This is a genomic window from Bacillus sp. FJAT-42376 (assembly GCF_003816055.1).
Classification (GTDB): domain Bacteria; phylum Bacillota; class Bacilli; order Bacillales; family Bacillaceae; genus Metabacillus_B.
In genome coordinates this window covers 718,932-738,354 of sequence record NZ_CP033906.1, presented here as the reverse complement: position 1 = coordinate 738,354, position 19,423 = coordinate 718,932, and the positions used below count along the sequence as shown (strand labels likewise).

The following is a 19,423-nucleotide window of genomic DNA, read 5'->3' as shown; positions in this document are numbered from 1 at the left end:
TGTTTAAATAAGAAAAGCCTGCTGAACTAAGTCAGCAGGCTTTTTCTATATTCGATTAGAGCGTTTCAGAAGTGGTTTTCGCTTGCATATGAAGAACAAGATAATCTGGACCGCCCGCTTTAGAGTCGGTTCCGGACATGTTGAATCCTCCAAACGGCTGATACCCTACAATCGCACCTGTGCAGCCGCGGTTGAAGTAAAGGTTTCCTACGTGGAAATCTTCTCTCGCCTGCTCGATATGATCGCGGTTGTTCGTGATAACAGCACCTGTCAAACCGTACTCTGTGTTATTGGCAATCTCAATGGCTTCATTGAAATCTTTCGCTTTCGCAATTGCAACGAATGGTCCGAAGATTTCTTCCTGCATCACACGGGCATTCGGATCAACGTCCGCCACAACAGTCGGCTGGATGAAGTAGCCTTTTGAGCTGTCCCCTTCGCCGCCCGCAAGAAGGCGTCCTTCATTGCGTCCAATTTCCACATATTCCATAATTTTATCAAACGCAGCCTGATCGATAACCGGCCCCATGAAGATGGATCCGTCTGTCGTATCGCCGACTGTCAGTTCTTTTGTCAGTTCAACTACACGATCCACCACTTGATCGTACACATCTTCTACGATAACCGCACGGGAGCAAGCGGAGCACTTTTGTCCTGAGAAACCAAACGCTGATTTCACGATGGATTGGGCAGCCAGCTCAAGATCTGCCTCTTTATCTACAACAATCGTATCCTTACCGCCCATTTCAGCGATTACACGCTTCAGCCAGATTTGGCCTTCGCTCAATTTGGATGCACGCTCATAAATGCGCAGACCGACATCACGGGAACCTGTGAAAGAAATGAAACGAGTGCGCGGGTGATCGACCAAATAGTCGCCTACCTCTGCTCCGCTTCCAGGAATATAGTTGACAACGCCTTTTGGAAGGCCTGCTTCTTCTAAAACTTCTATGAATTTAGCTGCCACAACCGGTGTCGTGGAAGCTGGTTTTAATAAAACTGTATTTCCTGCAACAAGCGCAGCAACCGTCGTTCCAGCCATAATCGCAAATGCGAAGTTCCACGGAGATATAACAACACCTACTCCAAGCGGTATGTAACTGTAGCGGTTGTACTCACCAGGACGGCTCTCAACCGGCTGTCCGTCTTTCAGCTTCAGCATTTGACGCGCATAATATTCCATAAAATCAATAGCTTCCGCCGTATCTGCATCCGCTTCATTCCATGGTTTACCCGCTTCCTTTAAAAGAAGTGCAGAAAACTCATGCTTGCGGCGGCGTACAATGGCAGCAGCGCGGAATAGAATATCTGCACGAACCTCAGGCTTCGTCTTGCGCCATGTATTAAAAGTCTCATCGGCAATCTTCATCGCCTTCTCAGCGATCTCACGGCTCGCCTTCGAAACGCGTCCGACTACCTCTTCTTTATTAGCAGGGTTAACAGAAACGATTTTATCTTCAGTGGAAATTCTTTCTCCGCCAACAATCAAATCGTAGTCTCTACCAAGATAGGATTCTACTGTCGCTAATCCTTTCTCAAAATCACTTTTATTCGAATCTACCGAAAAATCCGTAAACGGCTCATGCTTGTAAGGTACTACCATTTAAAATACGCCTCCTTTTGAAATAAAACGGTTACAAAATCTATTCTAACTGATTATTCACAACCATTCAAACATAGAAACGATTGTTACAAATTTTATTTTACTAAGAAAAGCGAAGGGCGCTTGATCAGCGCTGAGAGACGGTGGAGCTTCTGACAGAGAGGCGCTCTTTGCCTCGACAGAAGAAGCGAAGCGGCCGAAGCGCTAGCGCCCGGAGCTGGACACCGAAGAAAAGCGGAGGGCGCTTGCTCAGCTGTGAGAGACGGTGGAGCTGGAACTGACAAAGTCGCTCTTTTACTTTGACAGGGCCAGTGAAGCGGCCGAACAGCTAGCGCCCGGAGCTGGACACCGAAACTAAGTTCTAACCACTTCTACTGAGGAGCTTACGCTAAGGATTAGTCGTTCCAAACAAATTTTGTCGAAATAAGAGGAATCGATAATAAATTTTGATTTTCGATAATATCTCTCAGGCCCCCTAACTAGTTTGGACACCTCCACTCATTCTAAATATAATGAGGGCAGAGGAGATGAGGCCAAGATGAAGAGAAAGAATGGTCCGATTGAGGACGTAAAGAAGAAATATGTCAGAATGGCATTAGAGTCCGGCAATACGGCTTTCCTAGCCAGGAAATTATCAGTAGCTCCTTCTACTCTGTCTGGGTGGGTGCGCCAGTATCGGGATGAAGTCGAATTAGAGATGAAAATGGAGGGTGTCTCTCCCCTTTCTGAAAACTCTGGTACGGATGAGATCCAGAAAAAATATGATCAAGCCATGAAACTGTTAGGGGAAAAAGAGCTGGAAGTTGAAATGCTTCGAGAAATGATAAAAAAAAAATCGAAACGCTAACCGATAAAGTCGAATTCGCAAAAGAATGGGTAGAAGCCGGGTTTGCGGTCACTCGGGTAATCAACATTGTGGGAATATCTAAGTCCACTTACTATTATCAACAGGCCAATCCCATTCCGGCGAAAAGGGTAGCTGGCGGAAGGCCTATCCCCGGTTTTTCCTTAGACTCAAAAGGAAAACGTGTATCTGACGAGCAAATCAAAGCGTACCTGGTCAAGCTGATCGGTGGTATGGAGGCGGTCTATGGGTATCGGAAACTGACAAGCTGCCTAAAACGGAAGCACCATCTGACCATCAGTAAAAAGAAGGTGTACCGTCTGTGCAAGGAAATGGGGATCCTGTTCCCTTTAAAAATTCGAAACAATAAGTACCCCAGAAAGATTGCCAGGAATCGAATCGTCACAGGTCCAAATCAAATGTGGCAGATTGACATCAAATATGGATACATCCCAGGCATAGAGCGTTTTTTCTACCTGGCAAGCGCGATAGACGTGTACGATCGGAAGATTGTCGGCTTTTATTTAGGGAGAACATGTGGCGGGAAAGATATCACAAAAATGCTTAAGACGGCTCTGAGAGCCCGTAAAATAGAAAATTCCGGCGAAGAGAAGCTGGTGCTTAGAACCGATAATGGACCCCAGTTTATCGGGATCCAATTTCAAGAGTTCTGCCTGGAAAACAAAGAGAGGCTGGAGCATGAACGAATTCCTCCAAAGTCACCTAATTTGAATGCTTATATCGAGTCCTTTCATAGCGTCCTCGAACGAGAGTGTTACCAGCGGCACGAATTCCAGACATTCGAAGAGGCCAATGAAGTCGTGAAGGAATACATTCAGTTTTACAATAACAAAAGACTGCATGGAAGCCTTGAGGACTGGCCTCCAGCTGTCTATTTTCAGAAACATAAAAAGGGTGAAGTAAAACCCAGAAAGATCGCTCTTTGAAAAACGGAGAAAACATTAGAATTCGGAAGAGCGTGTCCAAAATTAGGGGGCTCAGCCGATATAAAGGCTAATTTCGATAATATATTCTATTTTCCGATAATATAAGGCCCGAAATCGATAATAAATTTTGATTTTCAATAATACCTAACTTCATCAATGCCTTCGGACGTTGCATCAGGAGCAGCTCACCCGCTCTTCTTAAAAACTGCAGGGGACGGAGGCTTTGATCTCCAATCCTTTATAAACCAGCTGTTTTAAGGAGTGGTGCCAGAGCTTTCATCCTTTAGCAAAGTAAGGGCCCCTGCACCAGGACTGCCCATACCAGTACAGCTTCAAAACTTATGCCTCTAACACTCACACAAAAAAAGACTGCCAAACAAAATCGGCAGTCTCCACTCATTATTTAAAGATATGTGTCGTCGCTTTTTCACTTCCAGATTTTCGGACGATTAGTGCTTCCTGGCCGCTTGTTGAGGTGATGTTGACCTCAAGGTCGATGTAGTCCTGCGGGAAGTACTGATTGATTTTGTCGTTGACGAATTGGGTCAGGGCGATGACTTCGGCTTTTCCGTAGAATTGCATCGGAATTTCGATTTTCAAAGATTTCATTTCGTCATCTTTGTAATAGGCCTTGCCGATGACACCCGTGTAATTCGGGAAGTAGTCTCCGATGTCTTCCTTTAACCGTTCAAAGGTGTCGGCGTCTTCCGGTTTTTGTTCTTTTGATTCTGGAGACGGGAAAAATTGATAGCTTTCATTGATATCTTTCCAGCCATCCAGATTGCTGCTGCCGGGACGGGCCTGGCTTTGAGCGATGAAACGTCCTGGGACGATCGAAGATTTCGGCTCCTGCTGGTATAGGGCGATGGTAATCGGCACATCGTTGAGCTCTTTGTTTTGCCGGGTTTGCTTGACGATTTCCGCTGCGATTTTTTCGCCTTCTTTGCGGATTGTGGCATTATCCAGTTTCTGTTCCTTGGCAATGTCGTCCTGTTTGTAGTAGTGAACAGAATTCAGCGCCACGCCAATAACAACTCCGCCTAGCTTCACCGTATTCTTGTCGACCCGTTTTAAATAGTCCTGCTCAAGAACGCTTGCCAGGTATTTTTTCGTATCAGTTCGTTCAAGATCCGAGATGGCGGGGTTGAGCCCTGTGTTTTTAAATTCTTTTTTTTGTTTTTTCGCTTCGTCCTGCTTGGTTTTTAACGCTTCGCCTTCATATTTGTAGCGTAGCCAACCGCTGACTTGTTCTTCCGTCAGGTACTGGCCCTCCTGATAATAAAAATCTTTGTCAGAAGGAAAAGGTTCCTGCGCAATGTCCATCAGACCTGTTTCAAATTTATCCAAATCGAGTCGGGTGTTCAGGTTTTCTGCTGTCAGTCCTCTTGCGGCCCCCGCTTTAAAGGGGAGAACCACACTGTATTCCGAGTCGGAGATGCTGCTTTTCGGAATGATGGCTTTCTGTTTCTCATTGTCTGTTTCCTGAACTACTTCATTGTCGTCACCAAAGCTTGGCGTGCATGCACTTAAAAGCATGCTGCACGCCGCCAGTATGACTGCCCATTTTTTCAAAAGATGCCCACTCCCTGCTCTGCTCTATTTCTTTAATTCCTCAATCATTCTTTGTTCATCCCATACTTCAATTCCAAGCTCCTGTGCTTTAGACAGCTTGCTTCCCGCTGCTTCCCCTGCAATCACAAGATCGGTCGTTTTGCTGACACTGCCCGTTACTTTCCCGCCAAGCGCTTCGATTTCTGCTTTTGCCTCATTGCGGCTCAGCTGCTCGAGCTTTCCGGTCAGCACAATGGTTTTGCCGGCAAAAACGGAGTCGATTTCCTCAGGCGATACAAGCTTCGGTCCTTTATAGTCCATATTCACTTCATGGCTTTTCAGCTCATCGATCAGCTGGGCTACTTCCGGTTTTTCAAAATACGTCACGACCGCGTCGGCCATTTTATCCCCGATTTCATTGATGGACAGCAGGTCTTCACGGCTTGCTGTCATGAGGCGGTCCATCGTTTCAAATGTCTGGGCAAGCGTTTTTGCCGCTTTTGATCCGACATGGCGGATTCCAAGGCCGAACAAAAGCTTTTCAAGGGAGTTCTCTTTCGATTTCAAAATGGCATTCAGCAGATTTTCCGTTGATTTCTCTCCCATTCGTTCGAGGGACAGAAGCTGCTCTCTTGTGAGTTCATACAAATCCGCTACGTCTGTAATCAGTCCTTCTTTGAAAAGCTGGGCAATGACGCGCTCGCCAAGACCGTCAATATTCATTGCATTTCTGGATACGAAATGAATCAATCCTTCACGCAGTTGAGCCGGACACATTGGATTGATGCAGCGCAAAGCCACTTCGCCTTCAATCCGTACAAGCTCGCTTTCGCATTCCGGACAGGCCTCAGGCATGGAAAATTCCTTTTCATCTCCGGTGCGGTGTTCGGCCAGAACATTGACGACCTCCGGGATGATATCGCCGGCTTTTTTTACGATCACATAATCTCCTAAACGGATATCCTTTTCGCGAATCAGGTCTTCATTATGCAGGGACGCACGCTGGACAGTCGTTCCCGCCACACGGACCGGTTCAAGGATGGCCGTTGGGGTGATGACACCGGTACGGCCGACGTTCAGTTCAATATCAAGAAGCTTCGTCATGACTTCTTCAGCCGGGAATTTGTAGGCAATGGCCCACCGGGGACTCTTCGCGGTAAATCCGAGCTGCTGCTGCTGGCTTAATGCATCGACCTTGATCACGACACCGTCAATTTCATAGGGAAGGGAATTGCGCTGCTCCTGAATCGTGTGCAGCATCTCAATGACTTCTTCTATGTTTTCGCATTTTTTTCTCTCAAGGTTTGTCTTAAAGCCAAGCTCGTCCAGAAGATCGAGACCTTCACTCTGTTTTTCGACGCCAGTTTCACCAAGGTCTCCTATACCATAGACGAAAATATCGAGATTTCGTTTCGCGGCAATTTTCGGATCAAGCTGTCTTAGAGAACCTGCTGCCGCGTTGCGCGGGTTGGCAAATGGTTCTTCCTCCAGCTCGATTTTTTTCTCATTCAGCTTTTCAAACGATCTTTTAGGCATGAATGCTTCTCCGCGAACCTCAATGGATAGCGCTTTTTTCAGCCGGAGCGGAATGGAGCGGATCGTTTTCAGGTTATCGGTGATATCCTCTCCAATCGAACCGTCTCCCCTTGTCGCTCCCTGGACAAACACGCCATTTTCATAGCGGAGGGAAACAGCAAGGCCATCAATCTTCAATTCTGCGACGTACTGCACATCGTCTCCGGCATTCTGGCGGACACGGCGGTCAAAATCCCGCAAATCCTGATCGTTGAAGGCATTGCCAAGGCTCAGCATCGGTGTTTTATGCTCAACCTTGCTGAAGCCTTCCAAAATTGCCCCGCCTACACGCTGCGATGGAGAATCCGGTGTCTTCAGCTCAGGGAACTGCTCTTCGATGGCAATCAGCTCATGAAGCCGCTGATCGTACTCGGAATCCGGAACGCTCGGCTTATCGAGAACGTGGTATTCATAATTGTATTGGTTTAACAGTTCGTGCAGCTCTTGAACTCTTGTCTGGGATGATTGAAAATCGGTCATAATCCCAACCCTTTCCTATGGCTATCTTATCCTTTTTTGATCGGAGCAAATGCAGCGAGCAGACGCTTAATGCCAACAGGACTCGGGAAGGCGATATCCAGCTCCTTGCTGTCCCCTTCGCCTTTTACGCTGACAACTGTTCCAGTGCCCCATTTTTTGTGCTCGGCTTTGTCGCCGACGCCCCAGTCAAAGCCTTCTCCTCCGGTGGATGCTTTCACCGGACGTTTCACCTGCGCCATAACTTTCCGGTCACGCTTCGTGTTTCCGAACGGAGTCGTCATGGCTTTTCTTTTCTCATTTAGGTTTTCCAATAATTCTTCAGGTATTTCCGCAATAAAACGGGATTCCGGATTCATGTTCGTCCGTCCGAAAAGGGTCCTCATTTGAGCGTTTGTTAAATACAGTTCTTCCTCCGCTCTCGTAATCCCTACATAAGCAAGCCGGCGCTCTTCTTCCATCTCGCCTTCTTCCATAAGAGAACGGCTGTGAGGGAACACGCCCTCCTCCATCCCCATCAGGAAAACGACCGGGAATTCCAGTCCTTTTGCTGAGTGAAGAGTCATCAGTACGACCGCATCCTGCTGTTCCTGCTCTTCCTCGCTTAAAGAATCGATATCGGCGATCAGGGCGAGGTCGGTCAGGAATGAGACGAGGCTTTTGTCTTCGTTGTTTTTCTCAAAGTTTTGCGTAACAGATAAAAACTCGTCAATATTTTCAAGACGGCTCTGCGCCTCAATGCTTTTTTCCGTCTTCAGCATTTCTCTGTAGCCGGATCTCTCTAAAATTTCTTCTGTTAATTCCGTAACAGATAAGTAATCCTGCATTCCAGTAAGGTTGCGGATCAAGTCCCGGAATTCGATCAGGGCATTCGTCGCTTTTGCTGGCAGACCGATAAAATCAACTTCGTGAATGGCCTGATACATGGACAGGTCGTTATTCGCCGCATAGCCGGCCACCCGGTCGATCGAGGTGGCCCCGATTCCCCGCTTCGGCACATTTACAATCCGGGCAAAACTGATGTCATCATCGGGATTGGCAATCATGCGGAGATAGGCAAGCAAGTCCTTAATCTCTTTTCTGTCGTAGAACTTAATGCCTCCGACAATCTGGTACTGGATGTTTGACTTAATCAGGATTTCCTCCATCACCCGTGACTGGGCATTCGTCCGGTATAGAATCGCACAGTCGGAGAATTTTCTTTTGCCCTGATCGTAAAGCTCTTTAATTTTGCCTGCCACAAACTGCCCCTCGGCCGATTCAGAGTCCGCGCGGTAATACGTGATTTTCGTCCCCTCATCGTTTTCCGTCCACAAGTTTTTCGGCTTGCGGTTCGAGTTGTTTTGAATAACCTGATTCGCTGCATTCAAAATTCTCTGTGTGGAGCGGTAGTTTTGTTCAAGCATAATCACTTCTGCATTCGGATAGTCTTTTTCGAAGGAAAGAATGTTGGAGATATCCGCTCCGCGCCATGCATAGATGGACTGATCCGAGTCCCCTACTACGCACAGATTCCGGAACCTGGACGCCATCATTTTGACAAGCAGGTACTGGGCCCGGTTCGTATCCTGATACTCATCCACATGAATGTACTGGAACTTCCGCTGATAAAACTCAAGCACTTCCGGCACTCGTTCAAACAGCCGGATGGTTGTCATAATGAGGTCGTCAAAATCAAGCGACTGGTTTTTCAGAAGCTTTTTTTGATAATCTGTGTAAATATCACTTACGATCTGCTCGAACATTCCTCCTGTTGAGGATTTAGCATACTCCTCTGCATCAATCAGTTCATTTTTCGCACTGCTGATCGAACCGAGAATCGCCCTTGGATCGTATTTTTTCGGATCAAGGTTCCGTTCCTTCAGGATGGATTTAACGACCGACAGCTGGTCTGCTGAATCCAGAATGGAGAAATTCCGGCTGACTCCGATGCGGTCGATGTCTCTTCTTAAAATACGGACACACATGGAGTGGAACGTGGAGATCCAGATATCGTCTGCCCCCGGTCCGAGCAGGCGCCCGATCCGCTCTTTCATTTCCCGAGCCGCTTTGTTCGTAAAGGTCAGGGCAAGAATGTTCCACGGAGCAACCCGCTTCTCTGCCATAAGATAGGCAATCCGGTGAGTAAGCACCCTCGTTTTTCCGCTTCCCGCTCCTGCCATGATTAAAAGGGGACCGTCCGTCGCCTTTACGGCATTCCCCTGTTCTTCATTCAATCCATTTAATAGCTGCTGCGCTATAAAATCCAATTTGTCCACCGCCTAACCAAACGTTTGTTCTTACCTTTATTTTAAATCGGTGCCCTTGTTTTTGCAATCAGCTTTTCACGGCGCTGACCGTTTTCAGTGCTGCCTTCAAATCGTCGTAAATAATGTTTCCCACTATTACCGTATCTGCAAAGCTTCCCATCTCTGCTGCCTGTTCCGGAGATGCGATTCCGCCCCCGTAGAACAATTTCGTCTTATTGAGGACTGCACTGACTTCCTGAACCCACTGCGGATTTCCATAAGTGCCGCTGTATTCCATATAAAAGACCGGCAAGTGGAACATATTTTCAGACATACGGGCATAGGCCTTCACATCTTCAAGATCAATCTCCGTATCCGCGTCTGTTAGCTTCGCTGCCTTGCAGTCTTCATTTAAAATGCAATAACCCTCGACGAGCATTTCATCCCAATCCATCAGTTCCCCGTACTCTTTGACTGCATTTTTATGGAGCTCTACAATCCACTTCGGATCCCGGCTGTTCAGCACAGTCGGGATAAAATACAAATCAAATCCCGGCACGATGGCTTCAAGAGTGGAAACCTCGAGTACGCAAGGAACGAGGTACCGTCTGACACGGGCCATCAGATTTAAAATATCTTCTTCGTCTATATGATCGCTTCCGCCAATAATTACCGCATCTGTCCCGGATTCGCAGACCTTCTCAAGATCTTCATCCGTTATCGGCTTGTCCGGGTCCAGCTTAAACGCGTGGCGCCATTCTTTCACATCGTACATCATGTACGCCTCCCTTTTAACCATTTCATTATTATATCAAATTCGGAGGTGCAGAACACCTTCTGGGCGGCATTCATTTTTGGAAAAAGCGCGCAAAAAAAAGACACCGCAGCGGGCGTCTTCTTATGATTCGTTTGGCTGTTTGTGGATCCGTTCAAGTGCCATTGTATAGGCATCATTTCCGTAGTTCAGGCAGCGCTTGACGCGTGAGATGGTTGCGGTGCTTGCTCCTGTTTCCGTTTCAATTTTATGATACGTAAACCCTTCGCGGAGCATTCTTGCCACTTCCAGACGCTGTGCCAGTGATTGAATTTCATTCACCGTGCACAAATCATCAAAAAATCGATAGCACTCGTCCAAGTCTTTCAGGGAGAGCACGGATTCAAATAACTGATCAAGCTCTTTGCCGCGCAGTTTATCAATTTGCATGCAGACATTCTCCTTTATTTTAGGTTCATCTATTTAGCCGGGTCTAATAGTAAGTCAAAAGGGATTGGAGTAAAAATCACTGAACACGAATAAATATTCGTTATCCTTTCCTATTTTAACGCATTATCGATGGAAAGAGTATCGTTTTTTTCTTCACATCAAAAATCCCCCGCGGGGTAATCCTGACAAACGGCAGATGGGTTGAAGAGAGGAAAAACAGTGTATAGACCGGATCTTCAAACGCATACCCTCTCTCTTTTAAGCACCCGTGAAACTCCCTGTATTTTTCCATTAATTCAGGCAGTTCCGCTTTTGAAGCTGTACCGCTCAATTCGAGCGGAAGCTCAAAAACAATGCGGCCGTCTTCGCAAATCACAATCCCCCCGCCAATTTCAACCATTTGCTTCCATGCGGCCACCATGTCCGCTTTGCTTTTGCCGATCAAGAGAAGGTCCCCTGTTGCAGAGAAGGAACTTGCCATGCCTTTCACCCCTCCAAAACCCTTCAAAACGGTATTGATCCTCCAATTTCCATTCCGGTCAATCAGAGCGAGAAACGATTCATCATGATCGGCTGACAATTCATCCGTCGCCAAATCCCGGCTGATGGAGTAAGGCTTTAAAATAACTCCATTCACCATCTGGAGTCCGAGCGGCATGGAAAACTGGAGATCATCCATCGTCAGCCCCCAGTTCATCTGAAGCGGAGAAAATCCGCATTCCTTCCAGGGAAGCTCATGCACATCCTTTTGGACATTAACCCCCTCCCTTTTCAGCCATTTTCCTTTAGCCATCACATGAACCGGATTGGGCTTGCACGGATCTGTCAGGAAGTTTAATGTTGCAAACCGGCCAGCCGTAACCGAGCCCAGCATATGATCAATTCCGTAGTAGCGGGCAATATTGAAGCTCGCCATATGATAGACCTCAATCGGATCAAACCCCTCACTCAGTGCCATCTCAATTAGAGGATTCGTCACTCCCTCCTGATAAAAAGCAGGGGTTGCTCCATCTGTTGTAAAAAACAAGTGTTCATAAGAAGAAATTGGAATTTCCTTTATTTCTTTTAAAAGCTTTGGCAAATCCGGCCGGATCGATGAATGTCTAAGAGCAACGGTATAGCCCGCCAAAAGACGTGTATACACTTCTTTTCCGGTCATGGCTTCGTGATCGCCATCAATTCCGAAAAGCTTCATTTTCGTAAGGGTCCGTTCCGATGCACCCGGAAAATGCCCTTCTACCCGTTTTCGTTTCTTTTTGGCTTCCTGAATCCGGTCCAGCATTAAATCATCGCCGGCAAGCAGGCTCGGCCAGCCCGTCAGTTCCCCTCCCTGAAGGACACAGTCATGATCCAGCCAGGACGAAACACAGTCAGGCGAAAGGATCAGATCCTCACCCTTTACTTCCGATTGAAGATCAAACCTTGCCCACCAGAAATGATGAAAGGGTTCCTCCTTGCATTTCCTCAGCAAAGTAAGCGCTTTCTTTTTATCGTTTTGAAACAGCAAATTTAAGTTATCGCTAATCATAGTCGTTGTCCCATGCTGCGCCGCATACCTCGCTAGCGTCTGGGGATTATATAACTGAAAAGGATGCGCATGCGGCTCAATGTACCCCGGTACAAGATAAAGCCCTTCACAGTCCATGATTTCAGTTTGAGTGGTATTTTTCGGCAGTTCTTCGCCTATATATACAATCCGGTCGCCGTAAATCCATACGTTCCCGCGGATCCATTGTTTAATGTAGGAGTTCAAAATAAACGCATTCTTCAAGAGGACCGTCGGTGCTTGTTCATGGTCTAGTACTTGGATTTGTTCACGGATCTGGTGATTTTTCCATGCGGATCGGTGTTCGGGCATCGTTGAATCCTCCTTCTGGAATCATTAGGCAAACGCTTTCACTAGTTTGGAGGCGCAGGCCCTTAATTTTCCTTTTCATGTTATCACAATTAATACGTTAATGCATGAAAGAATCAAATAAATTTGAAAATTTTTCACAATTAAGGGAGGTTTCCAAATGTTAAAGCCAAATATCGGCATTGTAAATGCTTTGGTCCGCATTACAGTCGGACTGACGGTACTAGCAGTCGCTTCCGCTAAGTATGCTAAAAAACCTTGGAGAGAATCGCTTATTCTCCTTATCATGCTTGGAGCCATGAAAGTCGGGGAAGGCATTTTGCGTTTTTGTCCGCTGACACTTCTGTATGATCAGGCGAAAGAAATGAATCAGGATGATGAACACAGCGGGGACACCTATAATCCTTCTTAAGGTTCAGTCCCTTTTTGAAAGTACGGGACTGAGCCTTAGCCAGTCCTGTACTGTTTTTAGCTGCAAACCCTTAAGCGGCAGTTAAGTTCCGTTAGCAAAGCAGGGACAGACCCTTTAAAATGAGGTGATTGGATGGATTTTCTCGAATACATGAAAGATATGCTTTTCGTTTATGCCTCTCTAATTGGAGGAATTGTGGCACTGGCGTTTGTTTTTGTCAGGCGGAAAAGGCGTGTAAGATAGTCGGACGTCCTGTTTGCAGGACGTTCTTTATTTTACTAAAGAATTCACTGAATAGTCCGATATACCTAATGTATAAAGAGATATTTGGAGGACAATTGAATGATAATGACTCAGGTTTTACACACAGATGCGGTTATAACAGCTCTTGAAACACATCTGGCTATGATTGAATTCAATTTGAACAAAGAAGTCATATGGGTAAACCGCAACTTTGCTTCGGCGATGGGCTACCGGCCGGAAGAGATGAGCGGAATGAAGCACCAGAGTTTTTGTACCGACGCATTTCAAAAAAGTGAGGAATACAAGGCACTGTGGTCTAATTTGAAAAAAGGGAAAAAGTTTCAGGAGAAAATTGAGCGCGTGAGCAAAAACGGGAGTCTGCTTTGGTTTGAAGCTACCTATATTCCCGTGGCAGATGAAACCGGAGAAGTAACAGCCGTTTTAAAAATCGCCACCAATATCACGGAACAGGAAAACAGAACGCTCAACATTATTTCGGAGCTTAAGAGCATGCCTGAAGAATTGGCAGAACTGGTCGTTGCCAATACAAAGGAAAGCAGCCAGGCAGTGCTGGCTCTGCAAAAACAGACCGATTTGATCAGCCAGACCTCTAAGGCCATCAGCCATATTTCATCGCAGACGAATATGGTTGCTTTAAATGCAGCCATAGAAGCAGCACGTGTCGGTGAGCAAGGGAAAGGCTTTAAAGTGGTCGCAGACGAAATCCGCAGATTATCAACTAGCGTTGACGAAGCTATTGATAAAGTAAACTCCAACGTAGAGCACATCACAAAAGAAGCGCATAAAGTCAGCAGTCTGACAAACACCCTTCAAGCAATCATCCAAGAGACACAAATTAAATTTACCGCGACCATTACCGAATTTGAAGGGGCCGCCACATAACGAATCGCTTTCGAAGGTAAAAGCTGAAAGACTAAGAGCGGCTTTTACCCTCGTCAGAAATGATAACCTGCTCACACGTCCTTTTGAATGGCAATTGTTAAAGCTTGCACTAAAACCTTTCACTAAAACAGACAGATTACCTCCCCCTGCTTTTATGCTTCCATTACACAGTCATTTCAAAACCCCGTCTAAATCGAATCATGATGACAGCGAAATAACAGCGTTTACAGATCGCCCCTTCCTCCCAACCCTTGAAACATTCTGATCTTTTTTTATCCCGCCTCCGTAAGCTTGGTGATTAGGAGATTTTGAATGACGATGACGATGACGATGGTCTGCTTGGCGGACTGCTCGGCAGCATCCTATAAAAATGAGGACAAGCCTCCGCATGTGCGGAGGCTTGTTTTATATGGCGCTCTTAATATGGGCAAGATGGTGCCTTCCGTGCCAGGCATACAGACCAATGTTTCTTCCCAGTGAAACCTCGCCGGAGTCCGGATGAACGAAAACACGTTTACGGTCAGAATGGGTCAGGCTGCGCAGTACGTTCACTAGGCGGATATGCAGGGCTTCGATCAGCTGAAGTGAAGGCTCCACAGGCAAGCGGGAATCTGAAAGCCTGGCCCACGCTCCTTCGTTATACGGTTTGATAAGGGGCCGCTCTTCTGTCATGGCAAGCTTGAACCGGATAAACGCATTCATATGGCTGTCCGCCAAATGGTGAACGACCTGGCGTACGGTCCATCCTCCGGGACGGTACGGTGTATCCAGCTGCTGATCCGTGAGATGGCCAACCGCCTGGCGCAGCAGCCCGGGCAGTTCTTCTATTTGGGCGATCCATTTCTCCACCTGTTCGTTTGTTATCACTCCCTCATGCTGAAACGGTCCAATCGGATATTTTTCGTCCATGGCTCATTCCTCCTTTCTCTTATTTTATTTGATGAGGATTCTTTTTAGTATGGCTTGTTTTGGATGGGCAGCGCATTGTCGAATCCCCCCGAAAAATCGATATCTCTCTGTTTTCGTCGAAAAATTTTAAAAATCGCCGATATATTGATATTTTCGCAGATCTATCATTTTTTTCGTAGATATCCATTAGCGAATACGAAAAACCCCCTTTTTAGTAGGGGGTTTTTGCTGTAAAAGCTTTATGTCCAATATCCGTCCGGTAAAAAACGCCGTTCCCGTCCATATATCGAATCGCTTTATATGCTTTTTCCTGTGCTTCCTTTATGCTCCTCCCGTTTGCAGAAACAGCAAGAATCCGCCCGCCGTCTGAAACAAAGCGGTCTCCGGAAAGCTTGGTGCCGGCATGGAACACAGCCGCTTCTCCAGCGGCATCCTCCAATCCGTTCAGCACCGTTCCTTTTTCGTACGCTTCCGGATATCCTTCTGAAGCAAGCACTACGGCAACAGCGGCTTCCTCACTCCACTCTATTTCAAAGTCCCGGCCTTCCATCACTGCTCCGATCACGTCCACCAGGTCACTCTTCATTCTCGGAAGAACGGCCTGTGTTTCGGGATCGCCGAAGCGCGCGTTGAATTCGATCACCTTCGGGCCGTCTGCCGTCAGCATAAGGCCGGCGTACAGAATCCCGGTAAACGGGCTGCCTTCCTGAACAAGACCCTTCGCAGCCGGCTCCAGCACGGATCGAATGGCTTCCCCTACAGCCTCTTCCGGTATTTGCGGAACAGGAGAGTAGGCACCCATTCCTCCCGTGTTCGGTCCGAGGTCACCGTCAAACGCCCGTTTATGATCCTGGGCAATGACCATCGGATATACTTTCTCTCCATTTACGAAGGCCATGAGGGAAAATTCCTCTCCCTCGAGAAACTCTTCAATGACAACAGATTTACTCGCTTCTCCGAACTTTTCATCGAGAAGGAAATCGTTCAGGCACTGAAGCGCGTCCTCCATGGTCAGAGCAACTGTTACCCCTTTTCCGGCTGCCAGTCCGTCCGCTTTGATGACAATGGGGACCCCGTTTTTCTCCACGTACGCCCTTGCTTCTTCATAGGAGGTGAAAGCGGCGTATCCCGCTGTCGGAATGCGGTACTTCTCCATCAGCTCTTTCGCAAACTGCTTGCTGCCTTCCACCATCGCGGCATCGCTCGCCGGTCCGAAAATCTTCAGACCCTCTTTTTCAAAAGCTTCGACTATTCCCTCGAGCAAAGGAACCTCCGGCCCCACTACCGTCAGGCCAACTCCATTCGCTTTTGCAAACGCAATAAGACCGTCAAAATCAAGCTCGTCCAACGGAACTCTTACTGCACAATCGGTCATTCCGTCATTTCCCGGTGCTGCAAATACTTTTTCTGTCCTGCCGGATTGAGCGAGCTTCCATGCGATGGTATGCTCGCGGCCTCCCCGTCCGATTACGAGTACGTTCAAAAGGATCGCTCTCCCTTCTTAATGCTTGAAATGGCGAATGCCTGTGAATACCATGGTGATGCCATGCTCATCTGCAGCACGGATGGATTCTTCGTCTTTAATGGATCCCCCTGGCTGAATGATCGCGGTCACGCCGGCTTTTGCTGCGGCTTCGACTGTATCACCCATCGGGAAGAAGGCGTCGGATCCCATTGCGCTTCCTTCTGCTTTTGCTCCTGCTTGTTCGATTGCAATTTTAGCAGAGCCTACTCGGTTCATCTGTCCTGCCCCGATTCCAATGGTCATTTCGTCCTTCGCCAAAACGATCGCATTGGATTTCACATGCTTGACTACCTTCCAGGCAAGCTTCAAATCTTTCCACTCCTGCTCCGTCGGCTCACGCTTAGTCGGAATGGAAATGACCGCATCATCAAAGGTGAGGGAATCCTCATCCTGTATCAGCATACCGCCTGCAACGGACACAAGCTGCTTGGCTGCTGCTCCTTTTTCCTCCTCTTCAATCGTCAGGAGGCGGAGGTTCTTTTTCGACGTCAAAATTTCCAATGCCTCCTCCGAAAAGGAAGGCGCAATAATAATCTCAAGGAAAATCTCATGCAGTTTTTCAGCGGCTGCCGCATTCACTTCTCTGTTCAACGCGATGATTCCTCCGAAAATAGAAGTAGGATCTGCTTCAAACGCACGCTGATAGGCTTGTTCAATTGTATTGGCTGTTCCGACTCCGCATGGATTCATATGCTTAACAGCGACCGCTGCAGGGGCATCGAATTCACGGACAATCTGAAGAGCAGCGTCGGCATCTTTAATATTGTTATAGGAAAGCTCTTTGCCGTGAAGCTGCTTCGCTTCCGCAATGGATGCCTTCCGTTTCAGGGGCGTCTGATAGAAAACCGCCTGCTGATGAGGGTTTTCTCCATAGCGCAAATCCTGTTTCTTTTCATATGTAACGGTCATCGTTTCCGGGTTTTCTTCTCCGGTCACTGATGTCATGTATTCTGCAATCAGCGCATCATAGGCAGCGGTGTGTCTGAATACTTTCGCAGCAAGCCTGCGTCTGAAATCCAGATTTGTGTCTCCGTCTTTTTCAATCTGTTCCAGTACGGAATCATAATCAGCCGGATCCACAATGACTGTGACGTCTCCATGATTTTTTGCTGATGCGCGAAGCATGCCGGGGCCGCCAATATCGATGTTTTCAACGGCTTCCTCAAAAGTGAAATCCGGCTTGGAAATCGTTTCTTTGAACGGATATAGATTTACGACAACCAAGTCGATCGGCTGAATGCCGTTCTCGTGCAGCTGGTTCATATGACTCTCGTTGTCTCTTACAGCAAGAAGTCCACCGTGAATGGCCGGATGAAGCGTTTTGACGCGGCCATCCATGATTTCAGGGAAGCCGGTTACGTCAGAGATTCCAATTGCGTTGACGCCTGCTTCCTGAAGCATTTTTTTCGTTCCGCCGGTTGAAATCACTTCAATTCCAAGTTCGCCAAGGCGCTTCGCGAACGGAACAAGATTCTCTTTATTGGATACGCTGATCAGTGCTCGTTTAATCGTCATGATTGCTTCACCTCTGTCTTGATTTTCAGTACATGCTGCAGGACGGCAGGAAAAAAAGCATGCTCTGCCTTATGGATGCTGCTTTTCAGCTGTTCAAGGGACTCCGGGATTGCCACGGTCAGCTGGTCGATAATCGGACCGGTGTCCATCCCCTCATCCACATAATGAATGGTGATGCCGGTTTCCGTATCTCCTGATTCAAAGGCGCGTTCAATTGCGTCCTTCCCCGGAAATTTCGGAAGCAGCGATGGATGGAGATTGATTATTTTTGTTGGAAAAGCATCGAGCAGAACAGGTCCGATGAGACGCATGTATCCTGCCAGAATAAGCCACTCGGCTCCTTGATCATTTAGTTTTGAAAGAATTTCAGCTTCATAGGCTGCCTTGCTTTCAAATGATTTTAGCGACAGCTCCAGAACCGGGACCTCTGCCAATCTTGCTTTCTCCGTCACAGGGGCACCGGGCTTATCGCAGACGAGAAGGACAATTTCTGCATCGAGCCATCCGCGTTTTACATGGTCGGCAATGGACTGAAAATTACTGCCGCTGCCTGAAGCAAAAACGGCTATTTTCGGTTTATCGATCATAGGGCGGCACCGCCGAAAGTGACTCCAGACCCTTCTTTGACCCGTCCGATAATAAAGGCTTTTTCGCCATGCTCTTCCAGAATTCCAATCGCTTCATGAATTCGCTCCGGACTGAGGGCAAGAACAAAACCAATGCCCATATTGAAAATGTTGAACATTTCTTCCCGGTTCAGGCTGCCTTTTTCCTCAAGTAGGTCAAAAATCTTATGGATCGGCCATGAACCGTAATCAATCTCTGCACCCATTCCTTCCGGCAGCATTCTTGGAATGTTTTCAATAAAACCGCCGCCGGTAATATGCGCCATTCCATCGACTTTTACATTCTTTAATACGTTTAAAACAGGTTTCACATAAATTCTTGTTGGTGTTAATAGCTCCTCGCCGAGCGGCTTTTGCAATGGCTCAACTGTCTGATTCAGCTGGAGTCCGCCTTCTTCAAGGAGAATTTTCCGGACGAGGGAGAAGCCGTTGCTGTGAAGACCGCTTGAGGTGAGTCCGATCAGCACATGACCCGGTTTAATGTCTTCACCGGTCACGAGCCCATCCTTTTCCGCTCCGCCGACGCTGAAGCCGGCGACATCGTATTCGTCCTCATCGTACAGACCCGGCATCTCAGCCGTCTCGCCGCCGATCAGCGCGCAGCCTGCTTCCTCGCAGCCGTCGGCAATCCCTTTGACAATCTGCTCAATTTTTTCAGGATCTGCTTTCCCAAGGGCTAAATAATCCAGGAAGAAAAGCGGTTCCGCACCCTGCGCCAATATATCGTTCACGCACATCGCCACTGCGTCAATTCCAATTGTATCATGGCGGTCCGCCATAAAAGCGAGCTTAAGCTTCGTTCCGACGCCGTCTGTACCTGATACGAGAACAGGCTTCCGGTAATTCAGGGCCGACAGGTCGAAGACACCGCCAAAGCCGCCGAGCAGACCGATGGCACCCTCGCGTTTCGTACGCTCCACGTGTTTTTTCATTCTCGAAACCGCTTCATAGCCGGCTTCGATGTTCACTCCTGCATCCTGATAGGCTTTTGACATGTCCGTTCCTC

At 47.5% G+C, this 19,423-nt stretch carries 17 protein-coding genes and 1 pseudogene; 6 read left to right on the top strand and 12 right to left on the bottom strand.

All coding sequences use genetic code 11. The annotated features are described in order from the left end of the window. Positions 1–55 precede the first annotated feature (55 nt). Positions 56–1,603, bottom strand: a complete 1,548-nt coding sequence (gene pruA, locus CEF21_RS03715) for an L-glutamate gamma-semialdehyde dehydrogenase (protein ID WP_123913425.1) — start codon at positions 1,601–1,603, stop codon at positions 56–58. Positions 1,604–2,141: 538 nt separating this feature from the next. On the opposite strand from pruA, the gene CEF21_RS03710 reads away from it, so the two are divergent. Together CEF21_RS03710 and CEF21_RS03705 are read left to right on the top strand one after the other, a co-directional pair. After that, positions 2,142–2,450 (top strand): transposase, encoded by a 309-nt coding sequence (locus tag CEF21_RS03710; RefSeq protein ID WP_123913424.1) that lies wholly within the window; start codon positions 2,142–2,144, stop codon positions 2,448–2,450. Continuing rightward, positions 2,438–3,394: an IS3 family transposase gene (locus CEF21_RS03705; protein ID WP_123913123.1), complete on the top strand. Its 957-nt coding sequence runs from the start codon at positions 2,438–2,440 to the stop codon at positions 3,392–3,394. The genes CEF21_RS03710 and CEF21_RS03705 overlap by 13 nt, the downstream gene beginning before the upstream one ends. A 399-nt stretch (positions 3,395–3,793) precedes the next feature. On the opposite strand, the gene CEF21_RS03700 is transcribed toward CEF21_RS03705, so the two are convergent. The 6 genes from CEF21_RS03700 to CEF21_RS03675 all read right to left on the bottom strand — a co-directional run bounded on the left by CEF21_RS03700 (position 3,794) and on the right by CEF21_RS03675 (position 12,287). Continuing rightward, the gene (locus CEF21_RS03700) at positions 3,794–4,930 is read right to left on the bottom strand and encodes a CamS family sex pheromone protein (RefSeq protein ID WP_123919957.1); all 1,137 of its coding nucleotides are present in this window, start codon (positions 4,928–4,930) and stop codon (positions 3,794–3,796) included. Between the two features lie 60 nt (positions 4,931–4,990). Beyond that, positions 4,991–7,000, bottom strand: a complete 2,010-nt coding sequence (gene ligA / locus CEF21_RS03695) for an NAD-dependent DNA ligase LigA (RefSeq protein ID WP_123913423.1) — start codon at positions 6,998–7,000, stop codon at positions 4,991–4,993. Between the two features lie 26 nt (positions 7,001–7,026). Then, complete coding sequence (pcrA, locus tag CEF21_RS03690) at positions 7,027–9,246, bottom strand: DNA helicase PcrA (protein WP_123913422.1); 2,220 nt, start codon at positions 9,244–9,246, stop codon at positions 7,027–7,029. A 67-nt stretch (positions 9,247–9,313) separates the two neighbouring features. Next, positions 9,314–10,000: a heptaprenylglyceryl phosphate synthase gene (pcrB, locus tag CEF21_RS03685; RefSeq protein WP_123919955.1), complete on the bottom strand. Its 687-nt coding sequence runs from the start codon at positions 9,998–10,000 to the stop codon at positions 9,314–9,316. A 123-nt stretch (positions 10,001–10,123) separates the two neighbouring features. Next, on the bottom strand, positions 10,124–10,429 hold the full coding sequence (locus tag CEF21_RS03680; protein ID WP_123913421.1) for a YerC/YecD family TrpR-related protein: 306 nt from the start codon (positions 10,427–10,429) through the stop codon (positions 10,124–10,126). 115 nt (positions 10,430–10,544) lie between these two features. Further along, complete coding sequence (locus CEF21_RS03675) at positions 10,545–12,287, bottom strand: adenine deaminase C-terminal domain-containing protein (RefSeq protein ID WP_123913420.1); 1,743 nt, start codon at positions 12,285–12,287, stop codon at positions 10,545–10,547. Positions 12,288–12,444: 157 nt separating this feature from the next. Here CEF21_RS03675 and CEF21_RS03670 point away from each other — a divergent pair, with 157 nt between their 5' ends. From CEF21_RS03670 to CEF21_RS21830, 4 genes and pseudogenes are all read left to right on the top strand, one after another. Continuing rightward, positions 12,445–12,696: a YgaP family membrane protein gene (locus CEF21_RS03670; protein WP_123913419.1), complete on the top strand. Its 252-nt coding sequence runs from the start codon at positions 12,445–12,447 to the stop codon at positions 12,694–12,696. A 132-nt stretch (positions 12,697–12,828) separates the two neighbouring features. After that, a complete protein-coding gene (locus tag CEF21_RS21770; RefSeq protein WP_346773365.1) occupies positions 12,829–12,939 on the top strand; it encodes an EYxxD motif small membrane protein in 111 nt (36 codons plus the stop codon). A gap of 99 nt (positions 12,940–13,038) precedes the next feature. Beyond that, positions 13,039–13,404, top strand: a pseudogene (locus CEF21_RS21835) (PAS domain-containing protein); the annotation flags it as partial. A gap of 45 nt (positions 13,405–13,449) precedes the next feature. Then, positions 13,450–13,842: a methyl-accepting chemotaxis protein gene (locus CEF21_RS21830; protein ID WP_481747653.1), complete on the top strand. Its 393-nt coding sequence runs from the start codon at positions 13,450–13,452 to the stop codon at positions 13,840–13,842. Positions 13,843–14,247: 405 nt separating this feature from the next. Here CEF21_RS21830 and CEF21_RS03660 read toward each other — a convergent pair whose 3' ends face one another. The 5 genes from CEF21_RS03660 to purM all read right to left on the bottom strand — a co-directional run bounded on the left by CEF21_RS03660 (position 14,248) and on the right by purM (position 19,412). Then, positions 14,248–14,751 (bottom strand): YfiT family bacillithiol transferase, encoded by a 504-nt coding sequence (locus tag CEF21_RS03660; RefSeq protein WP_123913417.1) that lies wholly within the window; start codon positions 14,749–14,751, stop codon positions 14,248–14,250. A 211-nt stretch (positions 14,752–14,962) separates the two neighbouring features. Beyond that, positions 14,963–16,234 (bottom strand): phosphoribosylamine--glycine ligase, encoded by a 1,272-nt coding sequence (purD, locus tag CEF21_RS03655; protein ID WP_123913416.1) that lies wholly within the window; start codon positions 16,232–16,234, stop codon positions 14,963–14,965. Positions 16,235–16,252: 18 nt separating this feature from the next. Beyond that, positions 16,253–17,791, bottom strand: a complete 1,539-nt coding sequence (gene purH / locus CEF21_RS03650) for a bifunctional phosphoribosylaminoimidazolecarboxamide formyltransferase/IMP cyclohydrolase (RefSeq protein WP_123913415.1) — start codon at positions 17,789–17,791, stop codon at positions 16,253–16,255. Beyond that, positions 17,788–18,378, bottom strand: a complete 591-nt coding sequence (gene purN / locus CEF21_RS03645; RefSeq protein ID WP_123913414.1) for a phosphoribosylglycinamide formyltransferase — start codon at positions 18,376–18,378, stop codon at positions 17,788–17,790. Before purN ends, purH begins: the two co-directional genes overlap by 4 nt. Further along, positions 18,375–19,412 carry a phosphoribosylformylglycinamidine cyclo-ligase gene (purM, locus tag CEF21_RS03640; protein ID WP_123913413.1) on the bottom strand — a complete coding sequence of 346 codons (1,038 nt, stop codon included), beginning with the start codon at positions 19,410–19,412 and terminating at the stop codon, positions 18,375–18,377. Before purM ends, purN begins: the two co-directional genes overlap by 4 nt. Between the last annotated feature and the right edge of the window lie 11 nt (positions 19,413–19,423).

Bases quoted from the DNA above. Each gene is read 5' to 3' on its own strand.
- CEF21_RS03680 (WP_123913421.1), bottom strand. From the start codon at position 10,429: ATGCAAATTGATAAACTGCGCGGCAAAGAGCTTGATCAGTTATTTGAA.
- CEF21_RS03675 (WP_123913420.1), bottom strand. From the start codon at position 12,287: ATGCCCGAACACCGATCCGCATGGAAAAATCACCAGATCCGTGAACAA.
- CEF21_RS03670 (WP_123913419.1), top strand. From the start codon at position 12,445: ATGTTAAAGCCAAATATCGGCATTGTAAATGCTTTGGTCCGCATTACA.
- CEF21_RS03660 (WP_123913417.1), bottom strand. From the start codon at position 14,751: ATGGACGAAAAATATCCGATTGGACCGTTTCAGCATGAGGGAGTGATA.
- purH (WP_123913415.1), bottom strand. From the start codon at position 17,791: ATGACGATTAAACGAGCACTGATCAGCGTATCCAATAAAGAGAATCTT.
- pruA (WP_123913425.1), bottom strand. From the start codon at position 1,603: ATGGTAGTACCTTACAAGCATGAGCCGTTTACGGATTTTTCGGTAGAT.
- CEF21_RS03710 (WP_123913424.1), top strand. From the start codon at position 2,142: ATGAAGAGAAAGAATGGTCCGATTGAGGACGTAAAGAAGAAATATGTC.
- CEF21_RS03700 (WP_123919957.1), bottom strand. From the start codon at position 4,930: ATGCTTTTAAGTGCATGCACGCCAAGCTTTGGTGACGACAATGAAGTA.
- CEF21_RS21770 (WP_346773365.1), top strand. From the start codon at position 12,829: ATGGATTTTCTCGAATACATGAAAGATATGCTTTTCGTTTATGCCTCT.
- CEF21_RS21830 (WP_481747653.1), top strand. From the start codon at position 13,450: ATGCCTGAAGAATTGGCAGAACTGGTCGTTGCCAATACAAAGGAAAGC.
- purN (WP_123913414.1), bottom strand. From the start codon at position 18,378: ATGATCGATAAACCGAAAATAGCCGTTTTTGCTTCAGGCAGCGGCAGT.
- pcrB (WP_123919955.1), bottom strand. From the start codon at position 10,000: ATGTACGATGTGAAAGAATGGCGCCACGCGTTTAAGCTGGACCCGGAC.
- purM (WP_123913413.1), bottom strand. From the start codon at position 19,412: ATGTCAAAAGCCTATCAGGATGCAGGAGTGAACATCGAAGCCGGCTAT.
- ligA (WP_123913423.1), bottom strand. From the start codon at position 7,000: ATGACCGATTTTCAATCATCCCAGACAAGAGTTCAAGAGCTGCACGAA.